At 54.9% G+C, this 20,864-nt stretch carries 29 protein-coding genes; 26 read left to right on the forward strand and 3 right to left on the reverse strand.

Annotated features, from left to right (window positions below):
• The first annotated feature begins 1 nt into the window (after position 1).
• From MGLY_RS17590 to MGLY_RS17615, 6 genes are all read left to right on the forward strand, one after another.
• The gene (locus tag MGLY_RS17590; RefSeq protein ID WP_156276637.1) at positions 2–364 is read left to right on the forward strand and encodes a hypothetical protein; all 363 of its coding nucleotides are present in this window, start codon (positions 2–4) and stop codon (positions 362–364) included.
• Positions 361–1,476, forward strand: a complete 1,116-nt coding sequence (locus MGLY_RS17595) for a P-loop NTPase family protein (RefSeq protein WP_156276639.1) — start codon at positions 361–363, stop codon at positions 1,474–1,476. The genes MGLY_RS17590 and MGLY_RS17595 overlap by 4 nt, the downstream gene beginning before the upstream one ends.
• 95 nt (positions 1,477–1,571) lie before the next feature.
• A complete protein-coding gene (locus MGLY_RS17600) occupies positions 1,572–2,048 on the forward strand; it encodes a thermonuclease family protein (protein ID WP_246187523.1) in 477 nt (158 codons plus the stop codon).
• Positions 2,049–2,474: 426 nt separating this feature from the next.
• Positions 2,475–2,840, forward strand: coding sequence for a hypothetical protein (locus MGLY_RS17605; protein WP_156276641.1), 366 nt, complete (start codon positions 2,475–2,477; stop codon positions 2,838–2,840).
• Positions 2,841–3,218: 378 nt separating this feature from the next.
• A complete protein-coding gene (locus tag MGLY_RS17610) occupies positions 3,219–3,485 on the forward strand; it encodes a hypothetical protein (protein ID WP_156276643.1) in 267 nt (88 codons plus the stop codon).
• Entirely contained in the window at positions 3,482–3,751 is a 270-nt protein-coding gene (locus MGLY_RS17615; RefSeq protein ID WP_141265376.1) for a hypothetical protein, read from the forward strand. The genes MGLY_RS17610 and MGLY_RS17615 overlap by 4 nt, the downstream gene beginning before the upstream one ends.
• A gap of 43 nt (positions 3,752–3,794) precedes the next feature.
• Here MGLY_RS17615 and MGLY_RS17620 read toward each other — a convergent pair whose 3' ends face one another.
• The 3 genes from MGLY_RS17620 to MGLY_RS17630 all read right to left on the reverse strand — a co-directional run bounded on the left by MGLY_RS17620 (position 3,795) and on the right by MGLY_RS17630 (position 5,636).
• A complete protein-coding gene (locus tag MGLY_RS17620) occupies positions 3,795–4,157 on the reverse strand; it encodes a hypothetical protein (protein WP_156276645.1) in 363 nt (120 codons plus the stop codon).
• Between the two features lie 121 nt (positions 4,158–4,278).
• Positions 4,279–5,280 carry an ImmA/IrrE family metallo-endopeptidase gene (locus tag MGLY_RS17625; RefSeq protein WP_156276647.1) on the reverse strand — a complete coding sequence of 334 codons (1,002 nt, stop codon included), beginning with the start codon at positions 5,278–5,280 and terminating at the stop codon, positions 4,279–4,281.
• On the reverse strand, positions 5,280–5,636 hold the full coding sequence (locus MGLY_RS17630) for a helix-turn-helix domain-containing protein (protein WP_246187524.1): 357 nt from the start codon (positions 5,634–5,636) through the stop codon (positions 5,280–5,282). Before MGLY_RS17630 ends, MGLY_RS17625 begins: the two co-directional genes overlap by 1 nt.
• Before the next feature lie 144 nt (positions 5,637–5,780).
• On the opposite strand from MGLY_RS17630, the gene MGLY_RS17635 reads away from it, so the two are divergent.
• From MGLY_RS17635 to MGLY_RS17730, 20 genes are all read left to right on the forward strand, one after another.
• Positions 5,781–6,041 (forward strand): helix-turn-helix transcriptional regulator, encoded by a 261-nt coding sequence (locus MGLY_RS17635; protein WP_246187531.1) that lies wholly within the window; start codon positions 5,781–5,783, stop codon positions 6,039–6,041.
• Positions 6,042–6,295: 254 nt separating this feature from the next.
• Complete coding sequence (locus MGLY_RS17640) at positions 6,296–6,865, forward strand: hypothetical protein (RefSeq protein WP_211662178.1); 570 nt, start codon at positions 6,296–6,298, stop codon at positions 6,863–6,865.
• Between the two features lie 91 nt (positions 6,866–6,956).
• Complete coding sequence (locus tag MGLY_RS17910) at positions 6,957–7,160, forward strand: hypothetical protein (protein ID WP_170291260.1); 204 nt, start codon at positions 6,957–6,959, stop codon at positions 7,158–7,160.
• Entirely contained in the window at positions 7,138–8,769 is a 1,632-nt protein-coding gene (locus tag MGLY_RS17650; protein WP_156276654.1) for a recombinase family protein, read from the forward strand. The genes MGLY_RS17910 and MGLY_RS17650 overlap by 23 nt, the downstream gene beginning before the upstream one ends.
• Before the next feature lie 171 nt (positions 8,770–8,940).
• Positions 8,941–9,177, forward strand: a complete 237-nt coding sequence (locus MGLY_RS17655) for a hypothetical protein (RefSeq protein ID WP_156276656.1) — start codon at positions 8,941–8,943, stop codon at positions 9,175–9,177.
• Positions 9,126–10,331, forward strand: a complete 1,206-nt coding sequence (locus MGLY_RS17660) for a cellulose synthase operon protein YhjQ/BcsQ (RefSeq protein ID WP_156276658.1) — start codon at positions 9,126–9,128, stop codon at positions 10,329–10,331. Before MGLY_RS17655 ends, MGLY_RS17660 begins: the two co-directional genes overlap by 52 nt.
• The gene (cpaB, locus tag MGLY_RS17665; RefSeq protein WP_156276660.1) at positions 10,318–10,953 is read left to right on the forward strand and encodes a Flp pilus assembly protein CpaB; all 636 of its coding nucleotides are present in this window, start codon (positions 10,318–10,320) and stop codon (positions 10,951–10,953) included. Before MGLY_RS17660 ends, cpaB begins: the two co-directional genes overlap by 14 nt.
• Before the next feature lie 35 nt (positions 10,954–10,988).
• Entirely contained in the window at positions 10,989–12,263 is a 1,275-nt protein-coding gene (locus MGLY_RS17670; protein WP_156276662.1) for a CpaE/TadZ family protein, read from the forward strand.
• 15 nt (positions 12,264–12,278) lie between these two features.
• Positions 12,279–13,547, forward strand: coding sequence for a TadA family conjugal transfer-associated ATPase (locus MGLY_RS17675; protein ID WP_156276664.1), 1,269 nt, complete (start codon positions 12,279–12,281; stop codon positions 13,545–13,547).
• The gene (locus MGLY_RS17680; RefSeq protein ID WP_156276666.1) at positions 13,547–14,431 is read left to right on the forward strand and encodes a type II secretion system F family protein; all 885 of its coding nucleotides are present in this window, start codon (positions 13,547–13,549) and stop codon (positions 14,429–14,431) included. The genes MGLY_RS17675 and MGLY_RS17680 overlap by 1 nt, the downstream gene beginning before the upstream one ends.
• Before the next feature lie 25 nt (positions 14,432–14,456).
• Positions 14,457–14,759: a hypothetical protein gene (locus tag MGLY_RS17685; protein ID WP_156276668.1), complete on the forward strand. Its 303-nt coding sequence runs from the start codon at positions 14,457–14,459 to the stop codon at positions 14,757–14,759.
• Positions 14,760–14,774: 15 nt separating this feature from the next.
• Positions 14,775–15,644, forward strand: a complete 870-nt coding sequence (locus MGLY_RS17690; RefSeq protein WP_156276670.1) for a type II secretion system F family protein — start codon at positions 14,775–14,777, stop codon at positions 15,642–15,644.
• Between the two features lie 8 nt (positions 15,645–15,652).
• Positions 15,653–16,207, forward strand: a complete 555-nt coding sequence (locus MGLY_RS17695) for a pilus assembly protein TadG-related protein (protein WP_156276672.1) — start codon at positions 15,653–15,655, stop codon at positions 16,205–16,207.
• Positions 16,204–16,902, forward strand: a complete 699-nt coding sequence (locus MGLY_RS17700) for a prepilin peptidase (RefSeq protein WP_156276674.1) — start codon at positions 16,204–16,206, stop codon at positions 16,900–16,902. Before MGLY_RS17695 ends, MGLY_RS17700 begins: the two co-directional genes overlap by 4 nt.
• Before the next feature lie 29 nt (positions 16,903–16,931).
• Positions 16,932–17,132 (forward strand): hypothetical protein, encoded by a 201-nt coding sequence (locus tag MGLY_RS17705; protein ID WP_156276676.1) that lies wholly within the window; start codon positions 16,932–16,934, stop codon positions 17,130–17,132.
• Between the two features lie 92 nt (positions 17,133–17,224).
• Positions 17,225–17,728: a hypothetical protein gene (locus MGLY_RS17710; RefSeq protein ID WP_156276678.1), complete on the forward strand. Its 504-nt coding sequence runs from the start codon at positions 17,225–17,227 to the stop codon at positions 17,726–17,728.
• Between the two features lie 22 nt (positions 17,729–17,750).
• On the forward strand, positions 17,751–18,239 hold the full coding sequence (locus MGLY_RS17715) for a hypothetical protein (RefSeq protein WP_156276680.1): 489 nt from the start codon (positions 17,751–17,753) through the stop codon (positions 18,237–18,239).
• 460 nt (positions 18,240–18,699) lie between these two features.
• Positions 18,700–19,059: a nucleotidyltransferase domain-containing protein gene (locus tag MGLY_RS17720; RefSeq protein ID WP_246187525.1), complete on the forward strand. Its 360-nt coding sequence runs from the start codon at positions 18,700–18,702 to the stop codon at positions 19,057–19,059.
• Positions 19,046–19,444 (forward strand): HEPN domain-containing protein, encoded by a 399-nt coding sequence (locus tag MGLY_RS17725; protein ID WP_156276682.1) that lies wholly within the window; start codon positions 19,046–19,048, stop codon positions 19,442–19,444. The genes MGLY_RS17720 and MGLY_RS17725 overlap by 14 nt, the downstream gene beginning before the upstream one ends.
• 55 nt (positions 19,445–19,499) lie before the next feature.
• Positions 19,500–20,648: a copper amine oxidase N-terminal domain-containing protein gene (locus tag MGLY_RS17730; RefSeq protein ID WP_170291262.1), complete on the forward strand. Its 1,149-nt coding sequence runs from the start codon at positions 19,500–19,502 to the stop codon at positions 20,646–20,648.
• Positions 20,649–20,864: the final 216 nt, after the last annotated feature.

Consider the following 20,864-nt stretch of genomic DNA (forward strand, 5'->3'; position numbering starts at 1 on the left):
GATGATGGATGAGGCCGGTAAATATGATCATGCCGTCCGGGTTTATGCCGCCCACCTGGAGGCGGTAGACCTGGCCAGGAAAAACGCCGAAGTGGCCAGGCAAGCCCTGGCCCTTGTAGACCCAGGAAACCCGGCGCTGAAGGTGCCTATAAAGGAATATGCCTTGCTCAAGGGTCAGCCCCTTTTGCTGCTGGCGGAAATCTTATTTGGAGGGTATCGGGAGGTACCTCGGCAGGCCATCACCCCAGAATTGGCCCTCTTAGCCGGGGCGGTGGCCGTGGAACGAGGAGAAAGCCCTACGCGGGTCCTGGCCATGTTACATAGATTGCTGGAAAAAACTTTGGAAAGAGGTGAACGCTTATGATGTACGCCCTGCTGATTACCCCGGCCAGGGCGGAGCAGGTGAGAAAAGCCGTGAAAGAATACGGCGAAGTGGTATTCGAACAGGCAGAGGTGATGGATTCTCCGGGAATTCGCAATGCCCTCCAATCTGCCGCCAGGGTGGCGGCTGATGTCCTGATCCTCGATATAGATGCCGGTCCGGGTCCGGACCTGGTAGCCGCCGTCCAGGGTTATCGTATAGCCAGGCCCTATACGAGGATATTCCTGCTGGCACCCGGCAGGCAGACGGGGGATGCTACGGTGGCAAGGCTTGTGGGGTTGGGAGTGTATGACATCATAGACGGCCCGGTTGAGGCCGACTGGGGCGCTCTAGTTGCCCAGGCACTTACCCGTGTCCCGGCCACCTACGCCCAGGCCGCCAGGTGGCATGTCATGAGTGGCTTAACCGGCGAAGAACAGGTAAAGGAAAAAGTAGTGATCGAGCAGCGCCCGGTGGGGGTGGTGACTATTGCCGTGGCCGGGGCCGCACCGGGTTTGGGCTGCACCCATACCGCCCTGGCGATATGCGCTTTTTTAGCCAGGCAAGGCCATAATGTGGCCCTGGTGGAAGACAGCCAGAACCCGGTAATGCAAGATTACCTTAAAATTATCAAGGCGGACGACGGCCGGGTAAGTAATGCTTGGCGTATAAAAGGCTTTGATGTGTTTCCTTTTGCTAAAACCGGGGTTGACAAATTCATAGAAAGGGATGGTAATTTTATATTTGACGAGCTTTTGCCTGAGTTGAGGGCCGGGCGGTATGAATATATCGTCCGTGATTTAGGGGTAGCTGGCAAAAAGAGGACCAGGGAGGCTTTCAGGTCCAACCTGGCCGTCCTGGTGGCCAGCGCCGCCAGGTGGCGCTGGGGCGACTTGCTAAGAATTGAGCCGTTATCTTCATTCAGCCTGGCGCTGGTTGCCCCGGCGGAACGGGAGGTGAAGGAAATAAGGAAAATCCCGGAGTTAAAAGCATATGTGATGCCGCACCATCCCGATCCTTTCAGTATGCCGGATGAGACACTTGCCGAGCTTTTACGGCCGGTATTGCCCCAGGCCAAAAAGAAAAGTTCTTTCTGGCCCTGGAAAAGGGGTTGAAGTAATTGCAGAAACGGCGATTAGCGCTTTTTCCCTTTTTACCGGCGATAAGAACATTTAATCTGCTACTGGTAATTGCTTTAATAGCGGCGGTATTGTCAGGTTGTAGTGGTAACCCTGGAAAAGTTAAGACTGTCCCTGCCGTGGTTACTTCTATAGCCGATGGCGACACCATCCATGTAAAGCTTGACGGCCGGGAGGAGAAGGTAAGGCTTATTGGCATCAACTGCCCCGAGATAGCCCACCCTGATCTAAACATCAAGGAACAGCCTTACGGCCAGGAAGCTGCGACCTATACGAAGGAAAGGCTTTTAGGGAAAAAGGTCTGGCTGGAGTTTGATGCCGGGCAAAGGGACAAATATGGGCGGTTGCTGGCCTATGCCTGGCTGGAGCAGCCGGTTTCCGGTTCCGCCCAGGAAGTCCGGTCTAAAATGTTCAATGCCGAACTGCTCCTTAAGGGTTATGCCCAGGTGATGACCGTCCCGCCCAACGTGAAATATGCCGGTCTTTTTGTGGAGTTGCAGCGGGAAGCGAAGGAAGCAGGCAGGGGTTTGTGGGGACGGGCGCGGTAGGAAGGATATCATGGAGCAGGGCCGCCGTAACGTCTAAACGGCCTCCGGCCTGACATAGCGGTGGCCCTTTTGTAGGGCAACAGCGGTGGGCAGCAGGAGCGGCTTTAAGCGTACTTGCTGCTTTGATTTAAGCCTCCTGGCCTTCCGGCCGGCCCTAGATTATACCGCCGCCCTGGCCGGTCCGGCAAGGGTACGGCCTGCGGCATAAACGGCCTCCGTCCCGCCCTTCGGGCGGGTCCCCTCCATTTATTCCTCGGCCCGGCCCTGTGGGCCGTCCTTGCCTCCCGGCCAAGCGGCTGTGTTTTGGTCTCAGGACCGGAAGGCAGAGGATTAAAAGCACAATGATTTAACGATTTTAAACTTTTCGCTCCAGTGTTGCCGAAGGAGAAAAAGTCTTTTTGCCCTTGGAAAAGGAGGTAATCTAGGATGGTAATGGTTAAATTTGTAGCTATAAAAGATAATAGAAAGAAAGAATGGAGAGCCTTTTGTGTTGAAACAGGGGATTCTGTAAAAGGAGCAACTCCCGAAGTCGCGTTCACTCTCCTCCTTAAACAAGTAGAAACTCGGATGAAAGAGCAGATACCTCCTTTATATTGTTCACTTTCGCCCCAATTCCCTCGTAGAATTCCTAGGTTTTTGGTTTTACGTGGTTGCCAACGCCAGCCATTCTACCATTTTAAGGTTTTTCTTTGGTACTTTTTATATTTGCTAGAGAAAATTTTTCCTCGTTGTGGAGTTACGACTTATGCTGTTTCTGATCCATTATGGGTGCGGATGATATATTCTCCGTAAAACTCCCTTAACGTAATTAGCATCCAGGCCTTCCGGCCGGCCTTGGATTATACCGCCGCCCCGGCCTATTGCCGTCAAGGCTGGCCCTTCGGGCCACCGCTTCGCGGCGCTTGCGCGGCCTTGACGGCGGCCGGGGCGGCAAATGCTGCTGTTAAGGCCGGAAGGCCTGGGGGCTGAAGGCCCGGATGGAAGGGAGTATGGCATAGGGCGAGAGGATAGGAAGAACAGGGTGTGCAGTAGGCAATATTGATAAATTGGCAGGCCTGGGGTAAAATGGTGGTAAGGAAGGTAGTATTGAACGGTTAAGGTCTTTCCTGGGAAGAGGTTAAAAAGAACTATTATGCGATAGTCAGAGATAAAGAGGCCGGGAGATAAAATATGGATACTATACAGGTAAGAAGAAGGCAAAACGAAAAGAAGTTTGGTAATTGGGATGAGTTGCCAAATGGGGGAAGAAGATATTGGTATGACGTTCCTGGCCGCAGGGGTTGGAGTGCCAGGTATGTAAAGGAAGTAGATAGTAACGAAAATACTATTTACTTCTACCAGGAGATTTATGATAACCGGAGGCAATTGGTTGAAGTGCATCGAAAATACCCTGTAGACCACGGTCATGAGAAGGTTAGCGAGGTGCAAGAAAAATGATAACCAAACAGGATGTAGCCAATAAGCTGATTAGCTACCTTGGTCACCGCCTCACCCTTGCTGAATTGGTAGACTGGGCTGAAAAAGTGATGATGGAAGAGGAATTTGAGGAAGGCGATTTGCCATTACTAAGAGATATAGTAGCACGCTTGGGTTTAAGCGATACTATTGCTTTCGGCTTGAGCTGGGAGGATTGCAGGAACTTTTTACGGTCTCTCGGGTATGATGTAGAAGTTAGGGTTACACGGCTTGCCAGCAACCAATAAAGAAAGCGCCGGTACGCCGGTGCTTTTTGATTCCTAATGCACTTTACCACTGCCCGCCGGCCAGCAGAAAAGGCGCACATCTGGATCTATCTGAGGCGGGATTTCCTGGACACATGACAGTAGGCGGGGCATCGAATAATTTCAGAAGCGCTGTTGCCATCATATCTGAGACCCTAACATAAGGTGCGGATACGCTTAACAGGTAGTATAGGCAGCCGTCCGGTTCTAGGGTTTTTGTAAAACAAACCTTCGTTTTTCCCGGGAACTCGCCCCAGTGCCTGGGAACTGGCATTACTTCAGTGTTGGGGTCAAATATGTATTCCTCCGCCGCCTTTTTTATGAACTCCGCTGTTTTTTTGGCTAAGTCAACATCAAGCTCAGGGTCATAATGGTATTCCTTTTTCATAAGACCTCCGCCACCTTCATGTTTAAATCCGCCCTGCCACCCACCAGCACCGCCAGCATATATCCTTTTGGCATCCTGCTGGTATATATGGCAAGCTCGTTATATACCCAGACCTTACGTCTTAAAACGGCAAGTCTTCTTCCTTAATCTGTAAATCATCCTCTTCAGTTTTTATTCTTATTGCTAGTAAATTGCCCTCCTGATCAAACTCCGTGACTACTTCCCGCGAAAGAAGTTCCTCCAGCATTATGTATAAAGTAGCATCATCGCAAGGCTTTAGGATGCCTGCCTTAAAAAGTGTTGTTTCGTTTCCACAGTATTCGCAGTAGCGGGCATCGGCGACATTGTGGGCATGGCACTCGATACAATCATTATATAGGTATAACCCGCACATTTTACAGTAAGATGCACCTTCCGAGAAATCCGTATTGCCGCATCTGGGGCAAATAGTGAATCGCATATTTTCGTCAAGGTTAATTCTCAATACATCTTTTTGCATGGTATTAACCTGCCCTTTCTCTTCGGCCACCGCTACCGTAGCTATGGCCATCTCAACTTCTTTGGTGGCAATTCGCCGTTCACAAAATAATTGCTCAATGTTGGCCTTGGGATAGATATGTAGCTCATCTAGCCGGTTTATTACCGCTTGCCACGATACTTTAAAGATATTCTTTAACCGGGCTAATTCGTTAACAGTTAATGGTAATCTTACCGCCTTACGAAATTTATCTTCAGGCATCAAATATTCCGAGGTAAATATATTGGCCTCCCGGTTTAATATCCAGTGTTCATAAGGCAGCAGATTGTCAACATCGAATTCTTCATGATGCTTTAGTACAATATGTGCCGTCTCATGGCCATAAGTCCAATTGTCGCGGCCTTCAGGGAGATCGCGATTGACATATACCTCGTACTTTCCATTTCCCAAGGAGAGGGTAAATCCTTCCTCGTGAATAAAATCAGGGTCTTGGGAAGAGCTAAAAACCTTTAACACTGCGACCTGCTTTATAACCCACCTGGCGTCAATGCCATTCTCGTCCGCTAACTTCAGTTGCTGCCGAAAAAATCTGGCGGCTGCAATCGCTTGCGCCTTCCTAACCTTTTTTGGTCTTTTTTTACCCATCAAATATCATCCGTATCCTCTATTGCTGCCTTAATGATTCTAGCAATACGCCGACGTTCTTCTGGTGTTGGTTTCCTCCCGCAGCGTCGCAGCACGTTTGTAACTTCAGGCCAGTCATCTTCTATAGTAGAGCGGTGCTGGCCGGGGTTAGGGTCATCTGTCCTACCTAAGAGGTAATCCACGCTGACGTTGAAAAAGTCGGCGAGGCGTTGAAGGGTGGCAGGATCAGGAACAGCCCTATTAATTTCCCAGTTAGCTAAGGTGGCCCTATTTACATGGAGGATAGAAGCCAATTCATCTTGGGTTAAATCCTTTTTCTTTCTTAATTGTTTAATCTTATCGCCTAATGTGCTCATAAGCCACACCTCTAATTGTATAATAAATCTTTTTGTGTAACTCCACAACTTATGTGCAAAAATTAAACTTTTTTTTCAAAAAAGCTATTGACTTGTGCAGATGATACACTATAATAATGTGTAGAAGGCACACAGAAACAGGTGATGAAAAATATGAGAGTGGAGCTTTTTAAAGCCAGAAAGGCAAAAGGATTAACCCAAGAAAAAGTAGCCCTCGCAGTTGGAATAGACCGAACAGTATATACGCGTATTGAACGGGGGGTTCGAATACCCACTGTAGATGTGGCCATAAAAATAGCGTCTTTGCTAGGGAAACAGGTAGAGGAAATTTTTTTGCTAGAAAATGTGCATGAGACACACAATTTTATCGGTACCCTAATCCCTTCTGGTACAGAAGGGAAATAAAGGATAAAGCAACTTGAGTTTAATTGTGGTGATATTCGCTGTTTCGCGTTCCATATCCTTCCAAAGAAAAAATAATGTCATCAGGGAGAGAATAAAAAGTGCCGGACCAATCTTATATAGCCGTAGTATGCCTATCAGAAGATAAAATCCAGAGAAAAAACCGGACACCAGACGCGGAAAGAAAATGGCGCAAGCGCCATGGGTTACCTCCACTTCGGGAACAAGGCAAACGCGGACCTGGCAAAGCCCCTAGAGTGGACCGCCAGGAGGTAGCCCGGGCCGTGGCCAGGGTGATAGTGGATAATCCCTTAGCTACCACTAAAGTCCTGGCCGAACTGGCGGGCCTAATCAGTGAAGAAGCAGACGAAAAGGACCGTAAGGCTGCCGCTGAACGGGTGCGCCAGGCATTGAAGGATCTGCAGAAAATGCCAGGGCTGGCCGGGGATGAGGCCCTGGCTGAAGCGGTCCGGCAGGCATTTGCGAAGCGGGAGAAAGAAAAAGAAAGGCGGCGACAGGAACGGGAAAAAGAAGCAGCTGAAGCGAGTGCTTCCCAATATGATGAAGATATCCAGTGGCTAATGGAACAGCAAGCCATACATGTCATCGAAATGAGTAAAGGGACAAAAATTGGAGGGATGGATTTACTCAAGTGGGCCGGCAGCGCCTATGAACTGGACAGTAGCCGCAATAAGTACATATGCACCTTGGACCCTACCAGCCGGCCGGCAGACCTGCCGTTAATGATATCAACACTGGGTAGTATACCTGCCGCCAGCGGGTTCAAAAAAGGTAAGGGCGGCGGCAAAAAACCTCTCCTTCCATAAAATACCGGGTTATACCCGGTTTTTTGTTTTTCAGGACATGCCGGGCGAACAAGCCGTCGTGCATATTTTCATAGAGGAAGGGGGAGTGCTTATGCAAATAGGGCGGCCTGTACCAAGGATAAGGGTTATTCCTGTGGGGAATGTTGCCGATCACAGAAGGGCCTATGCCCGGGTGGTTGATATTATACGCCAGGCCTGCCCTGACAGGCAGGAAAACCCGCAAGGGATGTTGAAGGAAGTAAACATGAATCCTGCTATGGGGAAGAAGAAAGATGAAGGCCGTGATTTACGCTAGGGTAAGCACCCAGGACCAGGCCCTTGGTTTTTCCCTGGCCACCCAGAAAGAACTCTGCGAGAAGAAGGCCCGGGCTTTAGGGGCTTTAGAAGTCGAAGTTGTTGAAGACGCTTACACCGGGACGGAATTGACCCGCCCTAGCCTGGATTATGTGAGGCAGCTCGTAGCCGCCGGGAAAGTGGACCTTGTAGTTGTCTATGACCCCGACAGGCTTTCCCGCAACCTTACAGATTTGCTCATCCTTTGCCGGGAATTTGATAAGGCAGGAGTAAGGCTGGAGTTTGTTAATTTTGACTGGCAAAAGACGCCCCAGGGGATGCTTTTCTTGCAGATGCGAGGGGCCTTTGCCGAATTCGAGCACGCGCTCATAAAGGAGCGTACCCAGAGGGGCAAGGCCAAAAAAGCGGCCAGCGGCAAGATCCGCTGCTACGCCAAGCCTTTTGGTTATGGCTGGGACGCCGAGGGGGATACCCTGGTAATTAATCCCCAGGAAGCCGAAATCGTCAAGCAAATGTTTGAGTGGCTAACGGATCCCCTGGAACCATTAACTCCCTGGCAGATTACCCAGAAGCTGGGCCAGGTGTATCCCCAGGGTCCTAGGGGCAAGGGGTGGGTCCACTCTTCGGTGGTACGGATGCTGAAAAATCCCGTATATACCGGCCGGTTGAGGCGCAAGGATGAGCAGCCTGATTGGAAACCGGTCCTTGTGCCGGCCATAATTGACCAGGAAACCTTTATGAGAGCCCAGGAGATGCTTGCCAGGTCCAAGCGTTTTAACCCTAAGACTACCAGGAGAAGATTCCTGTTGCAGCGCCTGCTGGTATGCGGGGAGTGCGGGAGGAGGCTTACGGTCGTCACCCATAACAATCCCCAGAGGGCGAAGTATAGCTATTATACCTGTCCCGGGCGTTACCCTACCAAGTTTGACGACCAGGGCCGGGTAGGCAGGTGCGGGCTCCCACCCTGGCGAACTGAAGAAATAGATAAGACAGTATGGGATACTATAGCTTCTATAATTAAGAACCCGGAGCTTTTTTACCAGTATATTACCAGCGAGAAGCTGGAAACAGCCAGCATTCCCCGGAGGCGCCTGGAGGAAGCGCGGAAGAGGCTAGAGCAGGTGCAACGGGTGATCGAGCGGATTGACCGGGCTTATTTTATCCTGGAGGCGTTGCCCGAAGAAGACTACAAGCGTTACCGGGCGGAACAAGAAGGAGAGCTAGTAAGAATAGAAGAAGATATCAAGAGGCTTGAAGCCGTAATTAACGCCCAGGAACAGGTGCAAAAAGGCGTAGAATTCCTGCGCCAGTACGCTGAAAACCTGGCAAGGTCGGTGGATGAACTAAATTTTTTTCAAAAGCAGAATATCACTCGCGAGCTGGTGCAGAGGGTAAAAATATATGCTGACGGTAGCCTGGAAATAGAAGGGTACTTTAACCTCCCCTTTACCGGGCCGGGCAAAAATGTCCCGGAACATTGCGAAGAACTTACAATATTAACCCCACAGAAGAACTTAAAAGAACCACCTTGCAGTAGTGTTTTAACTTGCACACATCGAGAAGCCTGCTTATATACATACAACTTCCTGATACCCGCAAAAACCAAATAATTTCTCAATAGGTTTCCCTGATGGCGCGGTATTACCCGCGCTTTATTTTTTGGTTGTTATGGTGATTGTAGCATAATTTTTTAAACCCCGAAAGGAGCGGTTACATGGTATTAGACATAATCCTTCCTGATCCAGATCCCCCTCTCCAGCCAGGGGAAGGAGGTGGCAAAAATGAGTAAGAGGTGCCAGGTTAGGTATGTGAACCGGGATAAAAGCCACCCGCTGTATGGCCAGGCCGGGACCATACAGGTGAGGGCCAGGGGGCCGGGACCGAGGAATTTGCTTGTAAGGCTGTATGACGGTAACCTGGTGGTAGCGCCCTGGGGCAACTGGAGAATAGTAAGGGAGGAGACTAAATGCTGGAGCACAAGAGAATCTTGCTTGCCGCGGGTAATTCCCCGGCGGTAGCCTGGTTTAAGGCCCGTTACCCTAAAACTGACATTGATAGCAAACTAAAAGACGGGTGGCTCCCTGACGCCGTCGTGGCCGTCCGGAAATCCCGCATGGGCGGGGTAGATGATCCAGTCGCAATAGTTGGGGAAACCCTGGCCCGGGGTAGCCTCCCGGTCGTTGTTATCGTGGCCGGCAAGAAAGATAAGACAGGGGAAGATATCGCCCGCCGGGCTGGAGCCCTGGGGGTCCCGGAAGCATGTATCCTTTTTGCCGGGGAAAAGGGCATCACCGCGCCGGATATCGCAAAAGCCCTGGAAGATGCGCTGGCCGGGGAATTGCGCCCGGCCCCCTTGATTTATTACGAAGAAGAGGAGAAAAAGGAAGAACCGGTAGAGGCCAATGATAACATTAAAGGCGTAAACGTACCACAACAGCTAGAAGCCTTGCCTGGAATAAGGGAAACAGCAGCCTGCCCGGCGGTAGAACCGGCGGGGAATGTAGACTGGTCCCCGCTTGCTCCTTACAAGGACAGGATTGTTCCCTTCCTTAGCCCTTGCGCCGGGGTGGGGAAGACCACCCTGGCGGCAGCCCTGGCGGCCCATATCACCTCCCAGGGGGGACAGGCAGCAGTTATAGATCTGGAAACACCGCCAATGGTCCGTTTGCACCTGGGCAACACCACCCTTGAACGTGAAGGAAGCTGGCAACATACTGTAACCCCGTGGGGGGCCCTCTGGGTACCTGAAAAGCATGACCTGGCTGGCATAGCCGCCTTATTGGGCCAACTGGTGAGGGACGGTTACCGGGTGATTATCGATGCGCCCTATTTACGGGTACCGTGGGATAATTTTGCCCGGCAGGTATACGTTGTAGGCGGGGACCTGCGGGCCTTATATGCCTGCCAGGGGCAGGAAAACCTTAATGATGCCATCCTGGTTGCCAACCGGGTACCGGTTGCTGCTTTAAGCATCTGGCCCTCGGTGGTGGAAGATGTTTTAGGCAAGGTACCGGAAGTAGTTATTGCCGAAGATCAGGAGGGCTGCCAGGCGACGGTAGCCGGTATGGCGCCGGCTATAGTCCCTCCCGGCAGCGAAAGTATCGCTGCCGGCATTGGTGCTTTGGTTGCCCTGCTATGGCCGGAAGGGGGATCTGCTGGTGCGCCTGTTTAAGAATTACCGGCTGCTGCTGGTGCTGGCCGCCGCCTGTGCTGTAATGGCGGCCCTGGCCGCTACCGCCGCTATTAATTCTTATTTAAACCTGGTAGCGGTGGTGGTGGCCAGCCGCGACATCAAGCCTAATGAACTTATTGGCGAAGGCGACCTGGCCCTGAAGGAATTCCCGGCAAGAATGGCAGGAACGCACTGGCTGAGAAGTATGGAGGGCGTAGCCGGGAAAGCGAGCACGGGGTTTATCCCCGCCGGGATGCCTATAACCAACTCGATGTTGTCCGAACCCGCAGATGCGGGCCTGGCCGGCAGGCTCAAGCTATACCCCGGCACAGTGGCTTTAAGCCTGGAGGCCAAGAATGATACCACTGTAGGCCAGGCGGTAAAGCCCGGGGATCATGTGGATGTGTATGCCCTTTCTAAAGGCGGCGGCGCTCCGGGGGCAGCGCCGGGCGCCCAACTTGTAGCTATTGGGGTTCCTGTGCTGGCCACCCCGACAGGGAATGACGCCCTGGCCGCTAAGGCAGTGGTGCTGGCCGTGACGCCGGAACAGGCAACCAGGATACTTAATGCCCGGGCCGCCGGGGATGACCTGGCCTGCACCCTGAATAAGGCGGGAGATTAGAAACCTCGAGCGCAAAAAAGGCGGGTGACCATCAATTGCTCCTTGTATTCGGCGACAAAGATTTTACCAGCGCGTTCCTCAATAAAGGTTTTCCCTACCCGGTGGTAGGGGTGGCTGACGACACCATGGCGGCTACCGCCATGCTCCAGGAATCCCCGGCCAGGGAAGTGGTGGTGGGGTTCCCGGGCACGGAGGGGGTAGAATTTGCCTTGCACGCGGCGGCTCTATACCGCGACCGCCGCTTTTATCTGGCTTTGGGCGGCTTGAAACCCACGGCCGGGCTATATGCCCGGGCGGCGGCCAGGGGGGTAAGCATCATCAGTTACCAGGCGGCAGCAGCTGACATGGCACGCATCCTGGGTTCTACCCCTCCTGATCCCAGGCCGGCGGGCAAGCAGGAGCCGGCAAAAGCGCTCAATATGGCCGGTGCTGTTACCCCTGGCAGCTTGAAACGCCAGCTGGTGGCCGTCTATTCCGTCAAGGGCGGCGCCGGCAAGACGGCCATCGCGGCCAACCTGGCGGCCTGCGCCGCCGCCTGGGCGCAAGGAAAAGGCCTGAAGCACCGGGTGGTCCTGGTAGACGGCGACATCGGCGGTGCGAAGACGGCCGGGGACTGGTTGCGGGTGCCGGAAAACGTAACCCAAAACCTCCTGGTCTGGCAAAGCCTGCCGGGCCTCCCCGGCTGGGATGTAGTCGAAAAGATGCTGGTCAAAGTCCCCGGCAACATAGATAACCTGTACTTTCTCCCCTCACCCCAGCAGGCGGGGGCGGAAGCCATTAGCGGCGAGTTGATGGTCCACGTATTGTCCGTCCTGGATCAATACTTCGACCTGGTGGTAGTAGACTTAAGCACCCGGGTAGAAGATGACGCCACCCTGGTGACCCTGCAAACGGCGACGACGATCCTGCTGGTGGTTACCCCGGAGATAGGGGTTATCAAGCGCACCGAAAGCCGGTTCTTAAAACCGGCGGCCAGGCTGCAGGTAAACCTGGCCTCCATTCTGGTAGTATTAAACCGGACCAATCCTAAAGTGCCTTTTAAACCGGCCGATATCGCCGCCCAGTTCGGCGGCATCCCGGCCTTCCCGGAGGCCATACCGGAAGATGACAGCGTCCTGGCCTGCCTGAATGACCCCGGGGCTGGCGGCCCGGTGGTCCTGGCCCGGCCGGGATGCGCCTTTGCCGAAAAAATAACGGCCCTGACGGGGTCCGTCCTGGGATTAGAGATGGCGAAACCAGCCGCCAGCAGGAAGAATAAGCTGCTGGCCTGGCTAGGGCGGATAACGCCGGGCCGCCAGGCCGCGTTTTAAAGGAGGTGGAAAAGCATGGTGGCCCCATCGCTGGCGGCGAAGCTTTTAGGCAGCGAGCAAACCTGCCTGACCAGCGACGAAGTTGAAGAATTGCGCGCCCGGGTGCTGGCCAGGGTGCGGCGGGAGAACCCCAAAGCCTTGAAGGACCCCCGCAACAATGAAGGCTACCTGCGCGGCATCGCCATGATGGAAAGGGGCGCCACCCCGGCCCTGGTGGACAGCGTGGTCAGCGATATGCTGGGCTACGGGCCGCTGCAGCGCTATATCTTCCCCGTAGAAGAACGCTACCGCAACGTCACCGAAGTCCTGGTGCCCGCCTATGATAAGGTTTACGTGGAAATCAACGGCAGCCTGCAGAAAACGGAAACCCGTTTCCGCGACGAAGAACACCTGCGGGCCGTAGCGGAAAAAATCGTCATGTCCTGCGGCCGGCGGGTAAACGAATCCGAGCCGGTGGTAGACGCCAAGCTGCCTGACGGCTCGCGGGTGAACGTCATCATCCCGCCGGTAGCCAGGGGCGGTACCACCATGGTCATCCGCCGCTTCCCCCGCCCCATAGCCCTGGAGGACCTGGTAGACTGCGGCGCCATGACGCCAGATCTGGTCGCCTATTTGCGCGAGGTGATCGCCAGGGGCTTGAACGTGGTGGTGACCGGCCCCATGGGCAGCGGCAAGACCACCATTCTCAATGCCCTGCTGTCCCTGGTGACGGCAACCTGGGGGCCGGACGCCAGCATAATCATCTTTGAGGATATAGCCGAACTGCAGCCCCGGCATGAAAACATACGCTGTTTTGAAAGCCGGCCGCCCGGCCTGGACGGGCAGGGCGAAATAAGCATCGCCAGCCTGGCCCAGGCGGCCATGCTGCGCCTGCGGCCGGACTGGATCATCCTGGGGGAGTGCCGGGGCGCTGAGGCCTATTACGTACTGCAGGCCATGTGCGTCGGCCACCCGGCCATGACCACCTTCCACGCCATCGACGCCGTGGATGCCGTCCTGGGCCGCCTGCCGGCCATGGTGATCATGTCGCGGGAAGGTCAGGTTGAAGGGCGGGCAGCGGCCCTGGACCGCATAGCCGGGGCGGTTGATGTTGTTTTACATGCCGCCAAGGTAATTAAAGGCAGCCAACGGGAGAGAAGAATCGTCCAGGTGGCCGAGGTGATGATAAGGGAAACCCCCGCCGGCCGGGTACCGGACCCCCGGACAATCTTCCGTTTTGACGGTAAAAAACTGGTCCAGGTAGCCGAACCCCATATTTTTACTAAAAAGAAGGTGGTGTTCTGATGCTGGCCTTCTTTTTTGGTGTTGCCTTCCTGGCCGCCTTCTTCTTTCTCGCCGGCCTGGCGGCCTGGCATAAGCGTAACCCGTTAACTGAAGTGCTGGAGGCATATTACCGTAATGCAGCTGCAAGGCAGGGAAAAACCAGGCGCCCGATACTTGCTGAGCTCTGGCAGGTAGAAACAAAAGATGATATGCTGCCCCTGGCTTTAATTGCGGCTTTAACCGCCGTCATCCTGTCGCTGGGTTTGAATAAACCCGGCCTATCCGCGATACTGGCCCTGGCGGCCTTTATTTTTGTTCCGCGCGGTTATGCCTGCTGGCAAAAACGCCGGCGGCAGGCCCTGTTTTTAGCCCAACTGGGGAGAGCGGTGGATAACCTGGCCTCAGCAATCCGGGCCGGGGGTTCGGTTCTTGACGCCCTGAAGTATGCGGAGGAAACTTCACCCGGGCCAATAAAATTCGAGCTCAAGCAGGTGCGTGAAGATATCATGGCCGGGGCCCCTTTGGAAAAAGCTGTCAAAGATATGGCCGCCAGGATTGACCTCCTGGAAGCTTACGTCCTGGCCGACGGCCTGGCCCTCCTGGCCGGGGCGGGCGGGGGTTCTGATGCCGTGCGCCTGCTGGAAGGCGCCGCTGGGTTCGTGCGGGAACGCGAGCACCTCAACGCCCGGATAGCTGCCGCCACCGGGGACGTGAGGTGGGGCTTCGCCGTGGTGACTTTTATCCCTTTGTTGCTGGGCCTGGTAATGTACCTGGCCATGCCGGAATACCGTGCCGTGGTGACTACGGCCCAGGGGCGCCTGGCAGTCCTGGCCGGGATAGGCTGCCTGGTTGGAGGGCATATCATGGTGGCCCGTATTATCAAGTCAGGCAAGCATTTGCTATAACCCGGGATGCAGGAGAGGATGAGAAATGGAAAACTTCCTTGCGGCCCAGGCGGAGGCGGAGAGGTTCTTGCGGGTGCTGCCCGGGCTGCTCCTGGGCGCCGCGACTGCCATGCTGGCCATGCTGGCCGCCCGGGCACTAATCCGGGCCGTTGTTATCTCCTGCTTGGGCCAGGAGGAGGGGAAACTCATCTGCGGGTTGCTGGAAATGCTGGTGGTGGTGCTGGCCATCACCCAGTTTTACCAGCAGCCGGGTGTTCTGCTTACCCTGCTGGGCTGGTGCGCCGGGCTGGCCGGGACGCTGCTGGTAAGATATTGCAAGCTGTTGTAAAAAAGGGGGGATTTCATGTTTTTTACCCTTATGGCTGCTGCAGCCGTCTTTTTCTTTTTCCTGGGCCTGGGCGGGCGCCTGCAGAGAAATTCACTGGCAGAAGCCCTGGAACAGCTAACCCGGCCCCGGTTTTCTTTCCGGCAAAGGGCCAGGCAGCTGGCGGTCCGGCTGGGCGACCTGGCCTGTAAACTGCCAGTGACGCGCGATTTCCTTAACCAGGAGGCCCTAGCAAACCGCCTGCGCCTGGCAGGCTACGGCTTCAGTGCCGAAGAATGGCTGGGCTTGTGGCTGGCGGCAAGCGCCGGCGCCCTGCTAACGGCGTTGCTCCTGGCCTGGGCCGGGATAATACCCCCGCCCCTGGCGCCGGTCCTGCCGCTAGTAGGTTTTTTACTGCCCAAAGCGCTGCTCGATCACCGGGCAACCCAGAAACGCCGGGATCTGACCCGCGAATTTATGGTGTTCGTAGAAAAAATAGCCCTGGCCGTAAGCGCCAGCGTGCCCCTGATCGCCGCTTTCCGCAACGCCGCCGGTTCGCCCGGGGTTTTAGGACCGGAAATCACCCTGCTGCTGGAAGAGTACGACCTGGGCACGCCCTTGTCCCAGGCCCTGGATAATTTCGCCCGGCGGCTGGAAATGGCCGAAGCTGATGATTTCGTGGCGGCCGTTAAAAACGCCCTGCGGCATGGCGGCAGCTACTTGCCGGATGTACTTTTCGGTTATGCCCGGGAAATGCGCCGGATGCGGGAGGTCCGCATTGAAGAGATAGCCAGAAAGATGGAATCCAAGACCATTATCCCGGTGGTCCTGGCTGTTTTCCCCGGCACGGCCCTGATTGTCGTAGGGCCTATCGCCATCAGCGTTATTAAAGCTTTTATCGGGGGGTGAGTTAAAGCATGGGGTTTTTAAAGGATGAACGCGGGATGCTGGCTACCAGCGTGGCCATGCTGGTGCTGCCCCTGGCCCTGCTGGTGGGGATGATCTTCCTGGACATCGGCCGTATTCATTTTACCCGCGGCCAACTGCAGGCCGCCGTTGACGCGGCCGCCCTGGCCGGGGCCCTGACGGCGCGGGCGGTGCCGGCATACAGGTATGTGCCGGTCACGGATGGCGGCGGCAATATAACCGGGGTGCGGCAGGAATTGCTGGGCATCCGGGCGGAAATCGACCCGGCGGCGGCAGAGACTGCGGCCAGGGAAACTTTCCGGGGAAATACCTGCTACCTGAACGGCGCGGAAGGGCGGCAAAGGATGGTGGAACTGGATGTGCGGCCAACGGCGGCCACGGATGATTTTAAGGGGAAAGTTATGGACGCCAATAAGTACCTGGTGCAGGTAGTTGCCAGGCTGAGGACTTTCGTTGCCGGGCCGATGTTTTACCTTTATGGCCAGGCGGATGAACTGAAGCCCGTTGGCGCTACCGGCATATCCGAAGCGGTGGTGGTGCAGTGAAAATCTTCTTGGGCCTGGCGGGTTTTGCTTGCGGCGCCATCCTGGCCAGCTACGCCGGCCTGCTGGCCTACCGCCTGCCCCGGGGGAAATCGACCTGGGGGAGATCCCGCTGCGAGGCCTGCGGCCGCGCCCTGGCCTGCTGGGAGCTTATTCCCCTTATGGGTTTTTTGCTCGTGAAAGGCAGGTGCCGGCGATGCGGCCGGGGGATACCGCTGCGCTACCCGCTTGCTGAGCTATTGTTAGGCGTGCTGGCCGCCTGGCTTATGTTGCGTAGCGTTTCCCTCCTGGCATACTTTAAGGGCATGGTAATCCTTACCCTGGCCCTGGCGGCGGCTATGAGCGACCTGGAAAAGCGGGTGATACCCGACCAGGTTTCTATAGCCCTGGCGGTGGCCGGGGTGTTTTTATGGTGGCTTTCCGCCAACTGGCTGGCGCCCGTGGGCGGGGCCTTGCTCGCCCTGCCCCTGGTACTGCTGGCAGCCTTTTATCCTCAAGGCCTGGGAGGTGGTGATGCCAAATTTTTACCCGCACTGGCGGCAGCCCTGGGTGTTGCCGCCGGGGCGCAAGCCATGTCTTTTGCTTTTATCTCAGGGGGAGCCTGCGCGCTGGCGCTAAGGGTAAGCGGCAGGCGCTTAGCAGGCCTGCCCCTGGCGCCGTTCCTCTTCGCCGGGACGGTGTTCGCCTTGTTGCACTAGCGTTGCCAGGCGGAAGGAGGTGATTTCCTGTGGGCGCGAAATTACGGCGGTTTTGCTACTGGGCCGGCGCTAAAGTTGCCGTGCTGAAAAGCCGGGACGGGATCAGCACTTTAGAATTACTGATTATCCTTGGTTTGGCAACGATTATTTTAGGTGCTACCTATTTTACCGCCAGCAGTTTTATAACACCGTGGTGGAACAATAAAATCAAGCCTCAATTCCCTCAATAAGCGTTTTCCCTGCCCACGCCCTCCCCGCCGGTTGCCGGGAGGGCTTTTTCTTTTTGGAAGGGGGTGCCTGGAAATTGAGGGGAAGTAAGGGGATGACCACCTTAGAGGTGTTGCTGATTACGCCTTTTGTCCTGTGGTTTACCCTGGCGGGCGTGATGCTGGTACACCTGTTTGTGGCCCAGACGGTTGCCGCTTCGGCCGCCAGGGAAGCGGCGCGGGCCCTGGCGGTCTACCATGACGGCGCCCTGGCCAGGAATAAAGCCAGGGAGGTAATTGCCGGCACTTTGCCGGTAACAAACAGCAACGGCCAGAGCAGCCAGGTGATTAATTCCCCGCCGCCACCGCCGGGAAGCGGCGGGGGGCAGCTGGCGATAAGCGGTTCGCCCGCCCCGGTTAAAAATTACCCGGGTCCTTTTGACCCGGTAACGGATGTCATGCTTTATGATGACGGCATCCATGCCACGGCCATTGTCACCTATCATGCCGAGAACCTTTGCCCCGGCCTGCCAGCCCTGATCCAGCCCGGGGCCAGCCCCTGGAGCAAGTGGATTGATATCCCGGCCCGGGCGGTATTTAAACGGGAATTTACCAATTGATTGAAAGGAGAATGTGGCTTCCATGCGTAAGGGTATTTTAACTTTAATCATTGTTGCGGCTTTTGTTATTGGCGCCATAACCGGCGCCGGCGGCATGTACTACGGCAAGATTGTGCTGCCCATGAGAAAAGCCGAGGCCATGGCCAGGCAGCAGCGCGAGGAGTTCGACCGGATGATCCGGCGGGGGGAAGTAACCGGCGTGAAGCCCGGTGAGTTGACGGTCAAGGTGGAAAAGAGCGGCGACCCGGCCATCGTGGGGCGGGTTATTACGGTGCAGTTGGATGAGCGTACCTCCTACCAGGAAGGGATGGGGTTCCTGAATTTGATGGGGGAGGAAATTGATGCGACCAGGTACCTGAAACCCGGGATGAAGGTGGACCTCTTAGTTAAAGACGGCAAGGCCCTGGCGGTGCACTGGGAGAAGCCGAAGCCGGGGGAACAGGCGGCGCAACAGCCTCCTGGGCAGCCAGGACCGGGGCAGGAGACTCAAGAACAGGGGCAGAAAAAGTGATGCTCCAAAACTAACAATGCGGGGCATTGAGAAATGAGGCCGCCGCAACGTCTAAACGGCCTAACGGCCTGACGTAGCGGCGGCCCTATTATAAAGGCAACAGCGGTGGGCAGCAGGAGCGCTAAAGCGTACCTGCTGCCTTTATCTTAAGCCTCCAAGCCTTCCGGCCGGCCTCGGATTATACCGCCGCCCTGGGCCGGTCCGGCAAGGGTGCGGCCTGCGGCATATGCTCCTTCGCTCCGCTCAGTCCGCTATTCCTCGGCCCGGCCCTGCGGGCCGCCCTTGCCTCCCGGCCGGGCGGCAAATGTTGCAGCTAAGGCCGGAAGGCCGGGGGCTGAAGGCCCTGGATGGAAGGAGGGGGTGGTATAGGGCGAGTGGATAGAAGATCAGGGTGGTGAGTGGTTGGCCATATTGATAAATTGGCAGCCCTGGGGTAAAATGGTGGCAGGAAGGTGATAAAATGGCAACACCTTCAATACCCCTGGCCCGGGAGGGACCATTCATGAATGAAAAAATAGTTTATTCTATGGTCAAACGTATACAAGAAAAGTTTAGTCCCGAAAAAATAATAGTTTTTGGCTCCTGGGCGAGGGGTGAAGCTGGGCCGGACAGCGATGTTGACATCCTGGTTATCATGGACTGCACGCGGGAACAAAAGCGGGAGATACAGGCAGCCATTAGGAAGGAACTACGGGAGTTTAGGGTTCCCAAAGATATTGTAATTGCTAGCCCGGAGGACATAAACAAGTATAAAGATGCCTGGTGGACCGTTTACCATCCTGCCCTTGCAGAAGGGAAGGTGCTTTATGAACAGCAGTGAGAGGGAACAAGAAGCATTGAAATGGCAGGATAGGGCGAGAAGGGACCTCCGGGTAGCGAAGATGCTTTTTTATGATAAAGAACCGGAATTTGATTTGGCTTGTTACTTATCACAGCAATGTGCCGAAAAAAGCTTGAAAGCCCTCTTAATCCGCCTTGGGATAAGGTTCGCTTATAAACATGACCTTGACTACCTGGTGGGGTTATTACCACCGGAGGAGCAAGAGAAATTTTACAACACAAGATTGGAATGGTTAAGCGGATGGGTTACTGAAGGCCGTTATCCTGGAGACGCGGCAGGAGCAACCAGGGAAGATGCCCAGAATGCAATTGAGATAGCAGAAGCTATATACAATAATGTTTCCAATGCTTTGCGAAGTAAATAAAGTACCGGTACGCCGGTGCTTTTTGATTCCCACCAAATTAAAGGAGGCTGATAACATGACCCGCAAACTTGCCTTTGCCGCCCTGCTGCTTGCCGCCCTGATCTTCTCTTTCGCCGGACTAGCCCAGGCGGCCCCGGCCCATGAGGTGGTATTTAAGGTTGGGCGGGGGTATTACGTCACCGACGGCGGGCAGAACTGGATGGACGCCGTTACCTTCGTGGAAAATAACCGTACTTATGTTCCGGTGCGTTACCTGGCCTACGCCCTGGGAGTTAACGAGGAAGGCGTAAAATATGACAACGGCACCGTTACCCTCGCCCTCAACGGCAAAACCATCACTATGACTGAGGGCAGCAAGGCCCTCAAGGTTGACAACAGCGTTACTAATATGGACGTGGCTCCTATCATCAAGGACGGCCGCACTTACCTGCCGGCCAGATGGGTGGCTGAGGCCTTCGGGTATAAGGTAGACTGGTTCGACCCGATCCAGTGGGTGCTGATCCGCGACCAGGCAACCTGGAAGGCGGCGCAGCCGAAGTTTCTGAACGGGCCTGTAGACAAAGATGGGTATCAATATCCCAATATTACGGCGGTGGCTTTTGGGGCGCAAAGCAATACGGTTACTGCTTACCGTGGAGATCCTATAGGTTGGGATGTTGTCCAGAGAGACAATCGAAAAGTAGACTTTCCTTATGCCAAATGGGACGTGACCCTCCCGGGGCCGGTGGCGGTTAAAATGGACCCCATAACCGACCCGGTGAGCGGAGAGGTTTTTCAATATAATGTCGAGGTAAACATAAAAAACCTGCTCCTCGCTTTCGGCGTGCCGGAAGGAGCCATCCACTGGGACGAGGAAACCCAGACCCTGCTGGTGGAGTGCGATTACATTTACCGCGTTGACTCCCCCCTGCAGGACCGCTTTACCGTGCAATACATCTGGATGCGGCCGGGGGAAAACGTGTTCTACAATCATTTCACCGATATTCCCGACCAGGTGAGACATATTGAGTATAGCAGTGAGGACAGTTATGGGAAATATAAACCTGAATATCCAGGCGCGAAGTTCAGCTATGACCCGCAAAACGGCTTTGTAGGAACGGGATTTGCTAAGTACCTCCCGGCTTATGTCTATCATAACGAAATGAATGGTTTAGGCATCCGTGCCTACGGGTGGCAAGGGCTGCACGTAATTTCGATTGGATGATGTAATAAAAGGGTTGGCAAAATATGTAGAATAAAGTAGAATGGTTCTGGGGACGGGCAAGATTAAAGAAAGGTCCCACCTGCCGGGGATTTAATCCCGAGGGGAGGTGGGACTGGTGATATCCGTACCAGAAATGTTGCAGATCATCGGTACATTGCTTTCTCTTATTACCCTGGTAGTGGCCATCGTCAGCCTGCGGAAGTAGTGAAAAGCCCT

The sequence above is a fragment of the Moorella glycerini genome (assembly GCF_009735625.1).
In the GTDB taxonomy this organism is placed as follows: domain Bacteria; phylum Bacillota; class DSM-521; order Neomoorellales; family Neomoorellaceae; genus Neomoorella; species Neomoorella glycerini.